This window comes from Ruegeria sp. BHSB058, from assembly GCF_059613285.1.
The window spans coordinates 14,817-29,856 of the sequence record NZ_JBXWSF010000024.1 but is presented as its reverse complement, the minus strand read 5'-3'; the positions used below and the strand labels follow the sequence as shown (position 1 = coordinate 29,856).

17 protein-coding genes and 1 riboswitch are annotated in these 15,040 nt (G+C 64.1%); of the genes, 2 read left to right on the top strand and 15 right to left on the bottom strand.

What is annotated here, in order from left to right; genetic code table 11:
- Entirely contained in the window at positions 1 to 465 is a 465-nt protein-coding gene (locus AC2FNB_RS08565) for a DUF302 domain-containing protein (RefSeq protein WP_480751282.1), read from the bottom strand.
- Between the two features lie 147 nt (positions 466 to 612).
- On the opposite strand from AC2FNB_RS08565, the gene AC2FNB_RS08560 reads away from it, so the two are divergent.
- A complete protein-coding gene (locus tag AC2FNB_RS08560) occupies positions 613 to 972 on the top strand; it encodes a DUF1636 family protein (protein WP_496745687.1) in 360 nt (119 codons plus the stop codon).
- Here the strand turns inward: AC2FNB_RS08560 and AC2FNB_RS08555 are convergent.
- The 9 genes from AC2FNB_RS08555 to cbiE form a co-directional block, all read right to left on the bottom strand.
- Entirely contained in the window at positions 960 to 1,442 is a 483-nt protein-coding gene (locus AC2FNB_RS08555) for a hypothetical protein (RefSeq protein ID WP_496745685.1), read from the bottom strand. The two genes, AC2FNB_RS08560 and AC2FNB_RS08555, sit on opposite strands and share 13 nt — an antisense overlap.
- 66 nt (positions 1,443 to 1,508) lie before the next feature.
- Positions 1,509 to 2,201 carry a CbtA family protein gene (locus tag AC2FNB_RS08550; protein WP_496745683.1) on the bottom strand — a complete coding sequence of 231 codons (693 nt, stop codon included), beginning with the start codon at positions 2,199 to 2,201 and terminating at the stop codon, positions 1,509 to 1,511.
- Positions 2,202 to 2,204: 3 nt separating this feature from the next.
- Positions 2,205 to 2,375 (bottom strand): CbtB domain-containing protein, encoded by a 171-nt coding sequence (locus AC2FNB_RS08545; RefSeq protein WP_480751289.1) that lies wholly within the window; start codon positions 2,373 to 2,375, stop codon positions 2,205 to 2,207.
- A gap of 35 nt (positions 2,376 to 2,410) precedes the next feature.
- Positions 2,411 to 2,621: riboswitch (cobalamin riboswitch) on the bottom strand.
- Positions 2,622 to 2,664: 43 nt separating this feature from the next.
- A complete protein-coding gene (gene cobF, locus AC2FNB_RS08540) occupies positions 2,665 to 3,408 on the bottom strand; it encodes a precorrin-6A synthase (deacetylating) (RefSeq protein WP_480751290.1) in 744 nt (247 codons plus the stop codon).
- Positions 3,401 to 4,129, bottom strand: a complete 729-nt coding sequence (cobA, locus tag AC2FNB_RS08535; protein ID WP_496745681.1) for a uroporphyrinogen-III C-methyltransferase — start codon at positions 4,127 to 4,129, stop codon at positions 3,401 to 3,403. Before cobA ends, cobF begins: the two co-directional genes overlap by 8 nt.
- A complete protein-coding gene (locus AC2FNB_RS08530; protein WP_496745679.1) occupies positions 4,126 to 5,448 on the bottom strand; it encodes a cobyrinic acid a,c-diamide synthase CobB in 1,323 nt (440 codons plus the stop codon). Before AC2FNB_RS08530 ends, cobA begins: the two co-directional genes overlap by 4 nt.
- Complete coding sequence (gene cobM, locus AC2FNB_RS08525) at positions 5,435 to 6,229, bottom strand: precorrin-4 C(11)-methyltransferase (protein ID WP_496745677.1); 795 nt, start codon at positions 6,227 to 6,229, stop codon at positions 5,435 to 5,437. Before cobM ends, AC2FNB_RS08530 begins: the two co-directional genes overlap by 14 nt.
- Positions 6,226 to 6,609 carry a cobalamin biosynthesis protein gene (locus AC2FNB_RS08520; RefSeq protein WP_496745675.1) on the bottom strand — a complete coding sequence of 128 codons (384 nt, stop codon included), beginning with the start codon at positions 6,607 to 6,609 and terminating at the stop codon, positions 6,226 to 6,228. Before AC2FNB_RS08520 ends, cobM begins: the two co-directional genes overlap by 4 nt.
- Positions 6,591 to 7,790 (bottom strand): precorrin-6y C5,15-methyltransferase (decarboxylating) subunit CbiE, encoded by a 1,200-nt coding sequence (gene cbiE / locus AC2FNB_RS08515; RefSeq protein WP_480751298.1) that lies wholly within the window; start codon positions 7,788 to 7,790, stop codon positions 6,591 to 6,593. The genes AC2FNB_RS08520 and cbiE overlap by 19 nt, the downstream gene beginning before the upstream one ends.
- On the opposite strand from cbiE, the gene AC2FNB_RS08510 reads away from it, so the two are divergent.
- Positions 7,789 to 8,538: a cobalt-precorrin-6A reductase gene (locus AC2FNB_RS08510; protein WP_496745673.1), complete on the top strand. Its 750-nt coding sequence runs from the start codon at positions 7,789 to 7,791 to the stop codon at positions 8,536 to 8,538. The genes cbiE and AC2FNB_RS08510 overlap by 2 nt on opposite strands.
- On the opposite strand, the gene cobJ is transcribed toward AC2FNB_RS08510, so the two are convergent.
- Genes cobJ through cobN form a run of 5 tightly spaced genes read right to left on the bottom strand, consistent with a single transcriptional unit; the run spans position 8,511 to position 15,031 of the window.
- A complete protein-coding gene (cobJ, locus tag AC2FNB_RS08505; RefSeq protein ID WP_496745671.1) occupies positions 8,511 to 9,263 on the bottom strand; it encodes a precorrin-3B C(17)-methyltransferase in 753 nt (250 codons plus the stop codon). The genes AC2FNB_RS08510 and cobJ overlap by 28 nt on opposite strands.
- Positions 9,260 to 9,988 carry a precorrin-2 C(20)-methyltransferase gene (locus AC2FNB_RS08500; RefSeq protein ID WP_480751302.1) on the bottom strand — a complete coding sequence of 243 codons (729 nt, stop codon included), beginning with the start codon at positions 9,986 to 9,988 and terminating at the stop codon, positions 9,260 to 9,262. Before AC2FNB_RS08500 ends, cobJ begins: the two co-directional genes overlap by 4 nt.
- Positions 9,985 to 10,614, bottom strand: coding sequence for a precorrin-8X methylmutase (locus tag AC2FNB_RS08495; protein WP_480751303.1), 630 nt, complete (start codon positions 10,612 to 10,614; stop codon positions 9,985 to 9,987). Before AC2FNB_RS08495 ends, AC2FNB_RS08500 begins: the two co-directional genes overlap by 4 nt.
- A complete protein-coding gene (gene cobG / locus AC2FNB_RS08490) occupies positions 10,614 to 11,741 on the bottom strand; it encodes a precorrin-3B synthase (protein WP_496745669.1) in 1,128 nt (375 codons plus the stop codon). Before cobG ends, AC2FNB_RS08495 begins: the two co-directional genes overlap by 1 nt.
- The gene (cobN, locus tag AC2FNB_RS08485) at positions 11,738 to 15,031 is read right to left on the bottom strand and encodes a cobaltochelatase subunit CobN (protein ID WP_496745667.1); all 3,294 of its coding nucleotides are present in this window, start codon (positions 15,029 to 15,031) and stop codon (positions 11,738 to 11,740) included. The genes cobG and cobN overlap by 4 nt, the downstream gene beginning before the upstream one ends.
- Positions 15,032 to 15,040 lie beyond the last annotated feature (9 nt).

Genomic DNA, 15,040 nt, shown 5'->3' with positions numbered 1-15,040 from the left:
CTATTTTACTGCCGATTCCGCCACGGATTGGAACTTTCCGTCCAATTCCTGTGCAATGGCGGCCAGTTCATCGCCGCCCTCGTCCAGATAGGGCGCAAAGACGAAACTTGGCGTCTTGTAGGACAGCGTTGCGGTACCGTCCGCGTTTTCTGTGACGTAGAAACGGATCGGCGCCTCGATCATGGCTGCCGTCGATGTCTCCAGCACGCGCACGGCATAGTCGTTATTGAACGCCCCCATGACACGGTTGCCGGGGATGGTGATGCCGCGCGCCGCCGCAGCCTTGGTCGGCCCCGCCTGCGTCACTACGATCAGGCCGTTGCCCTTGATCGCCGCCGCGGTGTCGGAGACAAGATCTTCATAGGTCTTGGTAGATTGATGAACTTCCCATCCTTCGCGGGGTTCCAGATCACCGGCCCAAGCGGGCAGGGCGGCAAGGCAAAGGATTGTCCACAGACGTTTCATCGTTCCAGCTCCGGTTGGTTTGACAAGACTGTGATGCCAGATTTTGCATATGTCCGGTGTCACAATCCCGTGTCCATCCGATCAAACCCGGCTTGCGCATGCAGGTCGAAACCCGCAATAACGGCCCGACGCAAGCATGGGCCATACATGACCACCCAACGTATTCGATTGCTGATCTGTTCCAGCTGCCTTGGAGCGCGGGATCGCGAGGCCGAGCGTGATGCCGTGACAGATGCGCTTGCAAAGGCCGGGCTTTCCGATCGGGTCGAACTTACGCAACACGCCTGTTTCAGCGCATGCGAGCAACCGGTTGCCCTGGGGTTGCAGGGGCAGGGACTGGCCTCGTATGTCTTTTCCGACCTTGATCCGGTCAAGGATGCTGACGACATCGCCGCCACTTGCCAGACTTATCTGGACAGCGCCTCGGGCTGGATCGAAGACGCCCGACCATGCGGGCGGCTTCGCCTGTGCCTGCGCGCGCGGATACCGGCGATTCAGTCGACCTGAACCGCGACCGAGGCGGCGACGGGCACGTCATCCACGGTCAGCTGGCTGTGATCGTTGGCGTTCAGAGAGACTTCGATCTCGACCTCGCCTTTGGGCAATTCGTCGATATGCATCCACTCGCCATAAAGGCGCGCCAGCTTGGCACCATTGACATAGACATGCGCATGGCCTTCGCCCGGCCTGTCCGCCAGCGAGGCATTTTCCGGGGAAAAGCGGAAATTCCGCGGAATGACATGCAGATTCCAACCGGCCATCGGATCCTTGGCAAGCATGACCTCAAGTCCCGGTGCGTCCGCGCCCGATGAAAAATTTATGGTTGTGGCATGATCATGTGAACCGGCTTCGCCGTGTTGGGCCGGGTCGCCGTGATCGTGGCCTTCAAATGTCACGCCATAACCCGCCGCCGTCACGAAACCTGCGCCAGCGCCAAAGATCAGGCCGATGCCGAAAAGTGCGAGAGATCGGAACATCTCGAATCCTTTTGATATAAATAATCCCGCCGGGCGTCTGGCCCGGCGGGATGCATCAGCAAACGATTACGCGTTGGCTTCGGCGCGTTTTCCTTCGGCCTGCCAGAAATATCCGGCAAACGTGCCCACCAGAACCCAGGCGGCCATACCGACACCAAAGGCGCGCGCCGCGAACAGGGCGCCCAGTTCGGTCGGAACCGGGCCGGTAAAGCTGTCGGGTTCGGGGGCTCCGATCAGGTGCGGCGCCAAAAGCAGCACGGTCGCGATCAGGTAGCTGATCAGATTGCCACCGAACGCGATCAGCCACATGGCGACACCTGCCGCTGCCACGGTTCCGGTCCACCAGATCTGGCGCGCGGTGATGTCGGAATAGGCCACACCGGGCACCTCAGGCGCCAAGGACAGTCCGGGCGCGAAGTGGAAAGTGATGAAGCCCGCCAACCCCCACAGGATGCCGGTGCGGGCATTGACCTCATGGCCCATCCGTTCTGCCATCGACATCAGGGCCACCAGCACCAGCGCATAGCCGGTATAGGTCAGCATGGTGAACACGATGCTCAGCCCATCGCGCATCAGGTCGAACCCCGGCAGATCCGGATGTGCCGAAACGGCGGCTGCTCCGAAATGCACCAATTCGCCGGACTCGTAGAGTTCAGCGTGAAGCAGGACGGGCTGCACAAATACGAGCTGCAGCAGGGCGGTGATCAGCCCTGCTGCAGCGCCAGCGAACAACGCGCTGGTCAGAATGCGACTGAACATGGGTCAGTGGCAGGGGAAGCCGGTTGAGTGGCGCACATCATGAGCGGCGTCGTGCAGGGCGGATGCCTGAACATGGCCGGTCAGGGTGATGATCCCCAGACCCAGAACAACAGCAAACAGAGCCGGAAGGATGGCCGAACCGGCAGCAGATGCCTTGAGCGTTTTGGTCGTCATTTTAGTCCTCCTGAGCCGCCGCACCCGACGGCCGGTGTTTCGTTTCTTGCCTGGCAGGTCTCCTGGCTTGCGGGTCGGTGCCTCTGTTCGCCTTCCCCCCGGGACAGTTCCGGGAGTGGCTGGTTGAACAGAAGCTCACCGCTTACAGTCGCGGGGGCGGCTTTGGATTTGACCACCGGGATGGCCGCACCAAATTCCCTCTTAGCACCGGAATTCTCCGGCAGGACCAGACCCTTTCATTTAGCCGCGATGCAGTCGTTCGCGCAATTCCCATTTGCGACCCATTCGGTCATTTTTCGCGCCTGCGCAGCAAATAGATGTCCATGATCCAGCCATGATCGGCGCGTGCCCGGGCACGGGTTTCAAGAATCTTGTCCGCAACGTCCGCCAGAGGGCCTTTGACCAGGATTTCTTCCTTCATGCCCACATACGCGCCCCACCAAATGTCGAACGCCATCATATCAAGGCTTTGAAACGAGCATTCGCCGTCCAGCATGACCGCAACCTTGTCGGCACCGTCAGGCCAGCCCTCGTCCCGGATGCGGCGGCCGGTCGTGACGACATAGGGCGCGCCGATGTCGTTGATCGGAATCGCATGGGCGGCCGTCAGTGCCTGCAGCGCCGTGATGCCGGGAATCACCCGTGTGACCGGCTGCGGGTCCAGCCGCGACGCAATTCGCAGCGAACTGTCATAAAGCGACGGATCACCCCAGATCAGCAGCGCCACCTGCCGGGCCTGCGGAAACCCGGCGATCGTCTCCTGCCAGCGCAGTGCGATGGCGTCGTGCCATTCGTCCACGCCGCGCAAATAGCCATTATCGGCGCGGCGCCTGGGGATATCGAAATAGGCGATCTGAGGTGCCGCGTCCGCCACCTGCGCGATGATCTCCTCCCGCAGTCCAGCCAGATCGGCCTTGTTCTCGCCCTTGCGGGGGATCAGGATCAGGTCCGCCGCCCGTATCGCGTTTGCCCCCTGGAACGTGACGTGATCGGGATTGCCGGTGCCGATGCCAATCAGGTTCAGCTCATACATCCCCGAACTCCGCCAACGGGCCGTAAAGGATCAGGGCGGGGGCGGTGCCGACCTCTGATTTCAGTTGCTCCGCCAATGCTCCGATCGTTGCGCGTTGCAGTTTCTGGTCCGGCGTCGACACGGATTCGGCCATCAGCGCCGGGGTGTCGAGCGGCAGCCCGTGGACATTCAGCGCCTCGACCAGCAATGGAAACGTGCGCTTGCCCATGAAAACGACGGTGGTCGCGCCAGCATCGGCCAAGGCAGGTAAATTCAGATCCTGAGGCAGCTTGCCGCTGACATCATGGCCGGTGACGAACTGCACCCGCCGCGCCGTCAGCCTGCGGGTCAGCGGAATGCCCGCCGCCGCCGCCGCCGCGATGGCCGACGGGATGCCGGGAATGATCTCATAGTCGATACCGGCCTCGCGCAGGGCGACGATTTCCTCCTCCAACCGACCGAACAGACCACCATCACCGGATTTCAGCCGTACGACACGCTGTCCGGTCTGGGCATAATCGACCAGCAGACGGCTGACATGGTCCTGCTTGGGCGAGGGGCGACCGGCGCGTTTGCCGACACCGACCAGATCGGCATCCTCGCGCGCGTGTGTCAGGATCGGACCGCTGCTCAGATCATCGAACAGCACCGCGTCGGCCTTGCCGAGCCGGTCCACCGCCTTGAGCGTCAAAAGTTCCGGATCGCCGGGACCGGAGCCGATGAAAGAGACAAAGCCGCTCATGTCGAAGCCTCCGCAATCAGGTGGAAAAAGGTGCCGGTAACGTTGCCGCGTACCGAGCCGGTTTGAGGGCCTTCGACCCCTTCAGCGTCAAAGACCTGCGCCAGCGGCGCGTCCGGTTGGTCGACAATCGACGAATAGTGAAACTCGTGCCCGCGCAACATTGCGCCCGCGCCATGTCCGGGTATCGGCGCAATCAGACGCGCCTTGCGGTATCCCAGATTGAACTTGCGTTTTTCATAAGACGTGACCAGACCCAACAGCCCGGCCATCTTGTGGCCTACCCCATCCTTGTCGATCAGTGCTTCGCCCAGGGCCATGTAACCGCCGCATTCACCGTGTACAGGCTTTGTCTCGGCATGTTTGCGCAGACCGGTCAGGAACGTGTCGGCTGTTGCCAGCTTGCCAGCATGCAATTCGGGATAACCACCCGGCAGCCAGACCAGATCGGCATCCGCCGCCGGCGCCTCATCCGCCAGCGGAGAAAACGGCAGGATTTCGGCCCCCGCCGCGCGCCAGCCTTCCAACAAATGCGGATAGGTAAAGGAAAAGGCCTCGTCCCGCGCCAATGCGATGCGCTGCGCCGGGGGAAATGGCAGCGCCGACGCCGAGGACCCTTGCGGACTTGATGAAGCCGCCGCCTTGATTGCCTCCAGATCCACATGTTCGCGCAAAAACGCCGCGTAACCGGCAATCGCGCTTTCCAGATCGGGGTGTTCAACCGCCTGTATCAGGCCCAGATGCCGTTCAGGCAAGGTCAGATCGCCCCGGCGCGGCAGTACGCCCAGCACCGGCAGACCCGCACGCTCCATCCCCAACCGGGTCAGGCGTTCATGTCGGGGGCTGGCGCAGCGGTTCAATATCACCCCGGCAAAGGGCAGGTCAGGGTTGTACATCCGGAACCCCAGCGCCGTGGCCGCCGCCGATTGCGCCTGACCGCCCACATCCAGAACCAGTACCACCGGCCAACCCATCCGCAGTGCGGTTTCGGCGCTCGACCCATGGCCCAGCTCGCCCGGTTTGGCAACGCCGTCGAACAGGCCCATCGACCCTTCGGCCACCACGATGTCCGCACCCTCGGCCTGGGCCGAGATCGCGCCCAGCAGCGGTTCGCCCATCGCCCAGCTGTCCAGGTTGAACGAGGAACGCCCCGCCGCCGCGCGGTGAAAGGCCGGGTCGATGTAATCCGGCCCGCTCTTGAACGGTTGAACGGTCAGCCCGTCCTCGGCCAGCGCTCTGAGCAGGCCCAGCATCACCGTCGTCTTGCCGGTACCCGACGAGGGCGCCGAAATCAGAACTCCCGGCGGGTTAGTCATCGCCATGACTCCAGCTCGACCACGGGCTGTCCGCGCTCTGCGGGCGATAGCGCCGGTCGTATTCCTTGGAATAGAGGCAGCTTTCGTCAAACCCTTCGCCGGCCAGCGCTGGCCCCACCAAGATCAGCGCGGTCCGCGAGATGCTCGCGTCCAGCGCTTCTTTCAGGGTGTCGAGCGTTGCGCGGATGATTCGCTGGTCCGGCCAGCTGGCGCGATAGACCACGGCCACCGGGCAATCCGCTCCGTAATGCGGGGCCAGATCGGCGATGACCTTGTCCAGATTGCCGATCGACAGGTGAATGGCCAGCGTCGCGCCGGTGCGGGCAAAGTTTTCCAGCGTCTCGCCAGCGGGCATCGACGAGGCGCGGCCCGGCGTGCGGGTCAGCACCACCGATTGCGCCAGACCGGGCAGGGTCAGCTCGGTGCCCAAGGCCGCCGCCGCGGCTGCAAACGAAGGAACGCCGGGCGTCACGCTGACCGGAATGCCCAACTGTTTCAGGCGGCGGATCTGTTCGCCCATCGCGGACCAGACCGACAGATCGCCAGAATGCAGCCGCGCCACATCGTGGCCCGCCTGATGGGCGATTTCGATCTCGGCCATGATCTGATTCAGATCCATCGGCGCGGTGTTGACGATTTTTGCACCTTCGGGGCAGTGGCCCAGGATTTCTTCGGGCACCAGCGACCCGGCATAAAGGCAGACCGGGCACGAGGCGATGATATCGCGCCCGCGCAGGGTCAGCAGATCGGCGGCGCCCGGTCCGGCGCCAATGAAGTGAACGGTCATTTAGGCTCTCCAGTTGCAACCGCACAGGTGGCCAGGCGGTCGGTCGAGATCTGTCGGGGTGAAACCAGTCGGGCACCTGTTCCGGCGGCGACGAGGGCAGAAGCTTCGGCCACGCTTCCGGTGCCATAAGTGGCGCGGCTGCGGGACGAGCAGGTCAACGTGCGCTGGCCGCTCAGATCGGCAGGCGCAACGAAATAGAGGGGCAGGGCAGAGGTTGCGGCAAATTCGATCAGGGCAGGATGGCCCTCCTTGTCCGCCACCGTTGCCAAGGCTGCGACGGTTTGCCCTTTGGTGGCCCGGTCATAGGCGTCGCGCAGGCTTTGAGCCGTTGCCGTCGATGAAAATCCAAGCCCCGCAACGATCATAGCGTCACGCTCCATTGAACTACCGGATAGGCCGATTTCCAGCCCCGTCGCGGCCCGAGCGGGGCGGATTGCGCCAGTTCGATCCGCAGCAGATCGCCGCCCAGCTTGTCATGCCACTGCGCCAGCAGCGCCTCGCTTTCCAGCGTCACCGCATTGGCGACCAGCCGAGTGCCCCTGGACAGGTTCGCGGCAAGCCAATCCAAAAGCGCGGTGCTCAGCCCTCCGCCGATGAAAACCACATCCGGTCTGGGCAATCCGCTCAACGCATCCGGCGCGGTGCCATGCACCACGTTCAGGCGGTCCTGTCCTAGCGCGTCGGCGTTACGGCGAATGCGGTCGGCCCGGTCGGCGCGCGGTTCGATCGTGGTGGCGGTCAGCGTCTGATCGCACATCAGCCATTCGATGCTGATCGAGCCTGTGCCACCGCCAATATCCCACAGGTGTTCGCCCCGCTGTGGCGCCAGCGCCGACAGCGTCAGCGCCCGAACGGGGCGTTTGGTGATCTGCCCGTCGGTCTCGAAAATATCGTCTGGTTTTCCGGATGCCATGGGCACGCCCAAACCCGCGCCCGCCACCTCCAGCGCGACACATATCGGATGTGCGAATGTGCCAAGCAAGGCTTCGGTCAGCGTGGCTTTCTGCATGCGCTCGCGCGGGCCACCCAACGCTTCGAGGATGTGCAGCGTGGTGTCGGCAAAGCCGGTTTCGGTCAGGTAAGTCGCCAGTTCCGCCACCGCAGCGCCGTTGCGCAACAGGACAATCGCCCGCAACCCCCGCGCCAGATGCGGGCGCAGACGTGTCAGGGGCGCGGCATGCAGCCCGAATGTCAGGGTGTCTTCCAGGGGCCAGGCCAGACGCGCCGCTGCCAGGGAAAAGGTCGACTGGCCTGGAATGGCGGTCCATTCACCGGCATCGAAATGTCGGGCGATCACCGAACCGGCTCCAAACCAGAACGGATCGCCCGAGGCAAGCACCACGACGCGGCGCCCGCGCAAGCCTTGCAGCAGCGGCAGGCCGGCGGAAAACGGCACCGGCCATTCAATTCGGTCGGCCCCGGATTCCGGGATCAGCGACAAATGGCGGGGCGGCCCCATGACGACCTGCGCCGCATCCAGCACTTGACGGGTTGCCGGTGTCAGTCCATCCAGTCCATCTTCGCCCAAACCCAGAACGGTCAGCCACGGAGCGTCACTCATGTCCCATCTCCTGATCCTTGGCGGCACGACCGAGGCCAATGCGCTGGCCAAAGCCGTCGCAGAACTCGGGTTGACCGCAACGTATTCTTACGCGGGCCGCGTGGAGACCCCCCGTCCGCAACCCCTGCCAACACGCGTCGGCGGTTTTGGCGGCTCTCAGGGGCTGGTTCGTTTTATCCACGATCATGGCATCACGCACGTGATCGACGCCACCCACCCATTTGCTGCGCAAATGAGCCGCAACGCAATTGCTGCCTGTGCCGAAACCGGTGCCGCCCTGGCGGCGTTGACCCGCCCTGAATGGCAATCTCAAGACGGCGATCATTGGCGCCACGTTCCCGATATCGCGGCGGCGGTTGGCGCTCTTTCGGGCGCCTCTCGACGGGTTTTTCTTGCCGTGGGCCGCATGCATCTGGAAGATTTCGCCGCCCAGCCCCAGCATCGCTATCTGCTGCGGCTGGTGGACCAACCCGGCGCTTTGCCATTGCCCGATTGCGACGTGGTGGTCTCGCGCGGCCCGTTCACGTTTGCGGATGACCTGGCCCTGATGCGGCGCCACGGCACCGAACTTGTTGTGTCCAAGAACGCCGGCGGCTCTGGCGCACGCGCCAAGCTCGACGCCGCGCGCGAACTGGGCCTGCCGGTGCTGATGATCGATCGTCCCGCTCTGCCGCAGCGGACCGAGTTTTCGAATGTGGCGCAGGTTGTGGACTGGTTGGCTCATTCCGGGGTGAACCTCGGCGTGTAAACGATTGGCGTGCCTTGCCTTTCGATGATCCGCGTGCGCGAAGATCCCACTATGACAACTGTCTGCATATCCGCCATCTCCGGTGTCGCCTCGGCCAAGGTCGAGATGCGCAGAGCTTCGTCTTTGCGTGATACGGCGCGGGCAAACAGGATCAGGCGTTTTGGCTCGCATTCCTTGCGCAGGATTTCCAGCGTTTTTGCAAAACCTTCAGGCCGGGACTTCGAGCGTGGATTGTAGAATGCCATGGCAAAATCGGCCTGCGCCGCAAGACGCAGGCGCTTTTCGATCAATTCCCACGGCTTGAGGTTGTCACTGAGGTTGATGGCGCAGAAATCGTGGCCCAAGGGCGCACCGGCGCGGGCCGAGGCCGCTAGCATCGCGGTGATGCCGGGCATTACCGAGACATCGAGATCGCGCCATTCCACAGGGCCATTTTCCATCGCCTCGAATACGGCCGCGGCCATTGCGAACACGCCGGGATCGCCCGAGGACACCACCACCACCCGCTTGCCTTCCGCCGCCATCTGCAACGCATGTTGCGAACGGTCGATTTCGACCCGGTTGTCGCTGGCGTGTAACGTCAGCCCTGCGCGCTCGGCCAGCCGTGCGACATAAGGGATATAGCCCACCACATCGGTCGCTTCGGCCAGCGCCTCGGTCACTTCGGGCGTGATCAGCGCCTCGTTGCCCGGCCCAAGGCCTGCGATCTTGACCCAGCCGCTCATGGCCGCCGCCCGTGACCGTGGACGATGATGATCGAGAAATATGGCGTGATCCTGTCGCAGGCCTCGCTCAGCTTGGTCACCGTCTGGTTCGGCATCTGCGCGTATTCCACGATCCAGGCCCGGTCATAGAGCCCGGAGGTCTTGAGCGCCCGTGTCACCTTGTCGATATTGCGCCCGATCTTCATCACCACCAGCGCATCGGTCTGTGCCATGCGCTCGGCCAGCATCTCTTCGGGCAGGGTGCCGACCAGAACCGTCAGCACATCATCGCCCCAGGTGATCGGATCGCCCGTTGCGGTCCAGGCCCCTGACATGCCGGTGATCGCGGGCACAACCTCGACCGGGGCCTGATCACGCAAGCGATTGTAAAGATGCATGAAAGAGCCATAGAAGAACGGATCGCCCTCGCACAGAACAACCACATCCTCGCCCTGAGCAGACAGCTCCTTCAGCCGCTTGGTGCAATCCTCGTAGAACGCCGCCAAAAGCTCGTTGTAACGTGGATCGGTCACCGGGATTTCGGTGGTCACCGGGTATTCCATCGGAAATTCCACCGCATCGCCCGAAATCATGCCGTTGACGATCTTGCGCGCCTGCCCGGTACGGCCCGGCTTGCGGAAATAGGCGACGTGCCGTGCCCCGCGCAACAGGCGGTCGGCCTTGACGCTCATCAGGTCCGGGTCGCCGGGGCCCAGACCCACGCCATATATGGTTCCCATTTTCATTCTGCCCTGCTTGCGATGGCGTTTATGGCCGCAACCGTGATGGCGCTGCCGCCCAGACGGCCCTTGACGATACAGGACGGCACCGGCTGCGCCTCCCAAAGGGCATCTTTGGATTCGACCGCACCGACAAAACCCACTGGACAGCCGATGATGGCGGCAGGGCGGGGGCAGTCGGGATCTTCGAGCATGTTGAGCAGGTGGAAAAGCGCCGTGGGCGCGTTCCCGATTGCGACCAGCGCGCCTTCCAGCACGGGCCGCCACAGCTCCAGCGCCGCCGCCGAGCGGGTGTTCTGCATTTCCTCTGCCAGCGGGCGGACGCGCTCGTCGTGCAGCGTGCAGATCACCTCGTTTTCGGCGGGCAGGCGAAAGCGGGTGACACCTTCCGACACCATGCGCGCGTCGCACAGGATCGGCGCACCGTTTTCCAGTGCGGCGCGCGCAGCCTGCACGAAGCCGGGCGAGAAATGTACAAATTCCTCAAGCCCGACCATACCGGCGGCGTGGATCATCCGCACCGCGACCTGTTCCTCGTCGGCGTCAAACCGGGCCAGGTCGGCCTCGGACCGGATCGTGGCGAAGGATTGCTTATAGATCGCCGCACCGTTGGTTTCGTATTCATAGGGCATCAGGTCAGGTCCATGCTCTTCAGTGTTTCGGGGCTGAGGCCACGCTGACAGGGCTCATCTCCCGCGCGGCCATGTTTTACGATATCGAATGTTCCGTCATTTCCGACCAGTGTCACATCCGCCGCGCTCATCCGGGCACAGCCCTTTGCGCAGCCCGAAACGTGCAGGCTGCCAGTGACGCGCGGGGCCAGCGTGCGGGCTATGGCGCGGGTCTCAGCCTGCGCTTGCGGGCAGAACGGCGCGCCGGGGCAGGCATCGGTTGTCAGTAACGGGTCATCGGCCCGGGTGACAAAGTCCGGAGCGCGGATCGCCTCCCCGCCTTCCAGCAGGATCAGTCGCCAAGGGGTGACGCGCAGGGCCGGGGCTTTGCTGTCCACGATCAGGCGGGCCAGTTCGGCTGCAGGCAGCTGACCAAAGACCGCGCCGCAAACCGGGCCAAGCGGGGTATTCCCCGGTTGCATCCGTTTGCCAACCGGACCCGGCCGCGCACCCTGCCATTTCTGTGGCAAAGGGATAGCTGCGACCAGCCGCGCCATGCGGCGGGTCTCCTGGCCGTGGTTGTCCGCGAACCAGCGGGCCAGTTCGATCAGCCTGTCGATGGCCTCACTTTCCGGCACCACACGCCCCGTATCGGCACCATCAGCGCGCAGGATCAGGCCATCTGGTCCGGTCTCCAACCGAATATCCGCCGAGTCACCAGAAAGCAGGCGGTCCGGGCCGGTGTCCACGGCAAACCCGAACTTCGCAGGCAATCTGGGCAGGTCCGCCAACCGGTCGATCAATTTTCGGGTCAACCGTGCCGTCAGGTCTCTCTCACGGTAGAGCGGGGTGACAAGGATATTGCGCCGAACCTCAATGCCCGGTTCCGCATCCAGCAGGCCCAACGCCGCCAAGTCATCCAGCAAGGCCGAATGATCGGCCTCGGCCACGCCGCGCAGTTGCAGGTTGGCACGATTGGTCAGGTCGATCGTGCCGTTGCCATATCGGTCCGCCGCCTTGCACAGGCCCAGAACCTGCCCGGCCTCAAGACGCGCAAGTCGGGGCCGCACGCGCACCACCAACCCGTCCCCGGACATCATCGGCCGGTGCGCGCCGGGGCACCATCCCTGGACGATGGGCGCGCTCATCTCAGCCCCTCCAGATCCGCACGGATCGAGTTGCGCCGGGTGTTCCACAACCCGGCGTCGAAAAGCGCCCGGAACCGGTCATGCATCGCCTTGTGGGCCTGCGGATTGGCATCCTGCAGAAAGGCATCGACTTCGGGGTCGCCCAGTGTCGCGTCGTGATACAGGTCGAACAGATGCGGCGCGACGGTGCCCGACAGATGCGCGAACGAGGCCATGTGATCCAATGTCGCCGCAATCTCGGCCGCGCCTCGGAACCCGTGTCGCTGCATCCCTGCGATCCAGCCGGGATTGGCGGCGCGGGCATGAACAACGCGGCTGATTTCCTCGGGCAGGGTTCGAGCCCGCGGGGTTTCGGGGTTGGTGTTGTCCAGATGATACAGCCGGGCGCTGCCACCGGTGACCTTCTTGGCCGCCGCGAACCCGGCCTCGTGCGTGGCATAGTCGTTGGCCAGCAGCAGATCGGTTTCGGTCAGGTCCTGCAAGTGAACGAAACTGTCGGCCTTTGCGACGCGATCCGTGATGCCATCCCGATCGTGCGCGATATGCTCGCCCTCCAGCGCGAAGGAGCTTGCGTCAAGCCAGGCCTGCCCGGCCTCTGCGCGGGCCTCGTCCGTATAGGTCTCGGACAGATGCGTCATGTTCAGCCCGTAGCTGCCCGGCGCGGGGCCAAAGACACGGGCCGCAGGTTCCTGACCGGCATAGGGGTTCCAGTCCGGCGCCTCGTCCCTTGCGCACAGCGCACGCACCGCCTGACCGAACAGCGCCGAGAGCGTCGGGAAAACGTCGCGAAACAGCCCCGAAACACGCAGGGTCACATCCAGTCGCGGGCGGTCCAGATCGGTGATCGGCAGCACCTCGATGCCTGATACCCGTTCGGATCCCTGATCCCAGACCGGTTTGACGCCCAACAGGTGCAAGGCCATGGCAAACTCTTCGCCGGCGGTGCGCATGGTGGCCGACCCCCACAGATCGACGATCAACCCTTTGGGGTAATCGCCTTCTTCCTGCAGATGCCGCCGCACCAGTTCTTCGGCCAGTTTCACCCCCTGCGCATAGGCCGCCCGCGTGGGCACCGAGCGTGGATCGGTAGTGTAGAGGTTGCGCCCGGTAGGCAGCACGTCCGAACGCCCGCGATAGGGTGATCCCGACGGGCCGGCCTCGATGCGTTTGCCCGCCAGCGCGGCCAGCAAGGCGGCGCGCTCGGCATGGGCAGACGCTGTGATATCGAAATTGCCTGCCACCTCGGGCACCCGGCCAAAGACGTGCAGCCCGTCACCGAACTGGCTTTCCTTGATGTCACAGACAAAGCGGTCGATCCGGGTGATTGCTTCGGCGGTACTGGTGGCGCGATCAAGGCCCAGATCGTTCTCAAGCCCGATGACCCGTGCCTCGTCGCGGATGTCCGATTGCAGACGGTCGCGGCGCTTTGGATCCAGCCCGTCGGCGTTGGAAAACTCGTCCAACAGCGACTCCAGCCGCACCATCCTATCCGGCGTGCCGCTTTCGCGCAGCGGCGGGGGTACGTGGCCCAGCGTGACGGCGCCGATGCGTCGCTTGGCCTGTGCCGCTTCGCCGGGGTCATTGACAATGAAGGGATAGATCACAGGCAAACCGCCGATCAGCGCCTCGGGCCAGCAGGCCTTGCACAGCGCGACCGACTTTCCTGGCAACCATTCCAGCGTTCCATGCGCGCCGATATGGATGAGCGCATCGGCCCCCGCCGCATGGCGCAGCCAAAGGTAGAAGGCAACATAGGAATGGCGCGGCGTCCGGCTGAGATCGTGATATTCATCGTCGCGCGTCTCGGGCGTGCCGCGCTCGGGTTGCAGGGCGACAATCGCCTTGCCGCGCCGCAGGGCAGTAAAATGAAAGGCGCCGTTGGCAAAAGCCGGGTCGTCTTCGGCCTTGCCCCACACGGTCTCCAGATCTTGCCGCAGCGAAGCGGGCAAGGTGGACAGGGCCGCGCGGTAATCTGTCAAAGACCAGCTTGTCCGCGCGTCAAGCAGGGTATCGGCGATGGGCTCTGCCGGCGCGGTGTCATACCCCTCGCCGCGCAGGTCCTCCAGCATCGCCTCGGCCGAAGCCAGAGCATCCAGTCCCACCGCGTGGGCCATCTGCCAGTCCTTGCCGGGATAGGTCGATAGCACCAGCACCGGCACTTGTTTTGCCTTGGGTTTCGACGTCAGGCAAAGCCAACCCGACACCCGATCCACCAGCGCCCCGATCCGGTCGGGTTCGGGTGCGTGCATTGCACGTGCGAATTGCAGATGCGCGTCGCGCTGCCCCGGCTCCTTGAACGAGATCACGCTGCCGGTGATGCGGCCATCCACTTCGGGCAGCACCACGTGCATGGCCAGGTCCGCAGGCGACAGACCCCGTTCCGCCTCGTCCCACGCCTTGCGGTTCGAGGTGGCGAGCATGGCCTGAAAAACCGGTACCCCCGCGGCATCCAGAGGCGATGTGCCTCCGCCGCCCTTGCCGGAAAAGGCGGTGGCGTTGACGAGGGCCGCAGGTGTCAGCGAAGCAACCTGCTCTGCCAGCCATTTGGCCGATGCGGGCGCTTTCAGCGACGGTGCAAACAGACCGACGGCATCATATCCGCGGGCTCGGAACGCGCGGATCACGGCGGCGATCGGCGCCGTGTCAGCCGCGCTGAGATAGGCGCGGTAAAACGTGACAAGGATGCGGGGCTTGCCATCTTCGAAGGCGGTCTCTGCCGCGATTACCCCCTGGTCCGGGCACCACGCGCCGCATTCGGGCAGCGCTTTGGACCCCATCACCGGTCCGGCATACAATCCCGTCGCCAGCGCCATCTGTGCCAGCGCGGCCTGGGCCGCCACCTCGCCGCCGGTATCGCACAGATGCGCAAGGCGGCGCAGGGTCGAGACCGGCAGGGTGGAATAGTCGTCCAGCCGGGTATCCTCACGCCCGTCCGCTGGCAGAACAGCCAGCGCCAGCCCTTTCGATTGCGCCAGCGCATGAACCTGCTGCAGCCCGTAAGACCAGTACGGCACGCCGCCTATAAGCCGGATCAGGATGCCCTTGGCCCCCTCCAGCGTCTGTTCGACATAGGTATCGACCGACAGCGGATGCTTAAGCGCCGACAGATTTGCCAGCCGCAATGACGGCATCCGCCCCTCGGCTCCGCCGCCGCGATGCCAGCCCGCCGCGAACGCGCCAAGGTCGCTGTCGGAAAAGGACAGCACCACCAGATCGCCCGGGCTCTGGCCCAGATCGGTCGGTGTTTCGGTCTCTTCCAGACCGTGGCTTTCGCGAAAGACGACATGCATTGGCGTCTC

What these genes read in the sequence shown, in the direction of transcription:
- AC2FNB_RS08565 (WP_480751282.1), bottom strand. Translation starts at nt 465, where the DNA reads ATGAAACGTCTGTGGACAATCCTTTGCCTTGCCGCCCTGCCCGCTTGG.
- AC2FNB_RS08560 (WP_496745687.1), top strand. Translation starts at nt 613, where the DNA reads ATGACCACCCAACGTATTCGATTGCTGATCTGTTCCAGCTGCCTTGGA.
- AC2FNB_RS08555 (WP_496745685.1), bottom strand. Translation starts at nt 1,442, where the DNA reads ATGTTCCGATCTCTCGCACTTTTCGGCATCGGCCTGATCTTTGGCGCT.
- AC2FNB_RS08550 (WP_496745683.1), bottom strand. Translation starts at nt 2,201, where the DNA reads ATGTTCAGTCGCATTCTGACCAGCGCGTTGTTCGCTGGCGCTGCAGCA.
- AC2FNB_RS08545 (WP_480751289.1), bottom strand. Translation starts at nt 2,375, where the DNA reads ATGACGACCAAAACGCTCAAGGCATCTGCTGCCGGTTCGGCCATCCTT.
- cobF (WP_480751290.1), bottom strand. Translation starts at nt 3,408, where the DNA reads ATGTATGAGCTGAACCTGATTGGCATCGGCACCGGCAATCCCGATCAC.
- cobA (WP_496745681.1), bottom strand. Translation starts at nt 4,129, where the DNA reads ATGAGCGGCTTTGTCTCTTTCATCGGCTCCGGTCCCGGCGATCCGGAA.
- AC2FNB_RS08530 (WP_496745679.1), bottom strand. Translation starts at nt 5,448, where the DNA reads ATGGCGATGACTAACCCGCCGGGAGTTCTGATTTCGGCGCCCTCGTCG.
- cobM (WP_496745677.1), bottom strand. Translation starts at nt 6,229, where the DNA reads ATGACCGTTCACTTCATTGGCGCCGGACCGGGCGCCGCCGATCTGCTG.
- AC2FNB_RS08520 (WP_496745675.1), bottom strand. Translation starts at nt 6,609, where the DNA reads ATGGAGCGTGACGCTATGATCGTTGCGGGGCTTGGATTTTCATCGACG.
- AC2FNB_RS08510 (WP_496745673.1), top strand. Translation starts at nt 7,789, where the DNA reads ATGTCCCATCTCCTGATCCTTGGCGGCACGACCGAGGCCAATGCGCTG.
- cbiE (WP_480751298.1), bottom strand. Translation starts at nt 7,790, where the DNA reads ATGAGTGACGCTCCGTGGCTGACCGTTCTGGGTTTGGGCGAAGATGGA.
- cobJ (WP_496745671.1), bottom strand. Translation starts at nt 9,263, where the DNA reads ATGAGCGGCTGGGTCAAGATCGCAGGCCTTGGGCCGGGCAACGAGGCG.
- AC2FNB_RS08500 (WP_480751302.1), bottom strand. Translation starts at nt 9,988, where the DNA reads ATGAAAATGGGAACCATATATGGCGTGGGTCTGGGCCCCGGCGACCCG.
- AC2FNB_RS08495 (WP_480751303.1), bottom strand. Translation starts at nt 10,614, where the DNA reads ATGCCCTATGAATACGAAACCAACGGTGCGGCGATCTATAAGCAATCC.
- cobG (WP_496745669.1), bottom strand. Translation starts at nt 11,741, where the DNA reads ATGAGCGCGCCCATCGTCCAGGGATGGTGCCCCGGCGCGCACCGGCCG.
- cobN (WP_496745667.1), bottom strand. Translation starts at nt 15,031, where the DNA reads ATGCATGTCGTCTTTCGCGAAAGCCACGGTCTGGAAGAGACCGAAACA.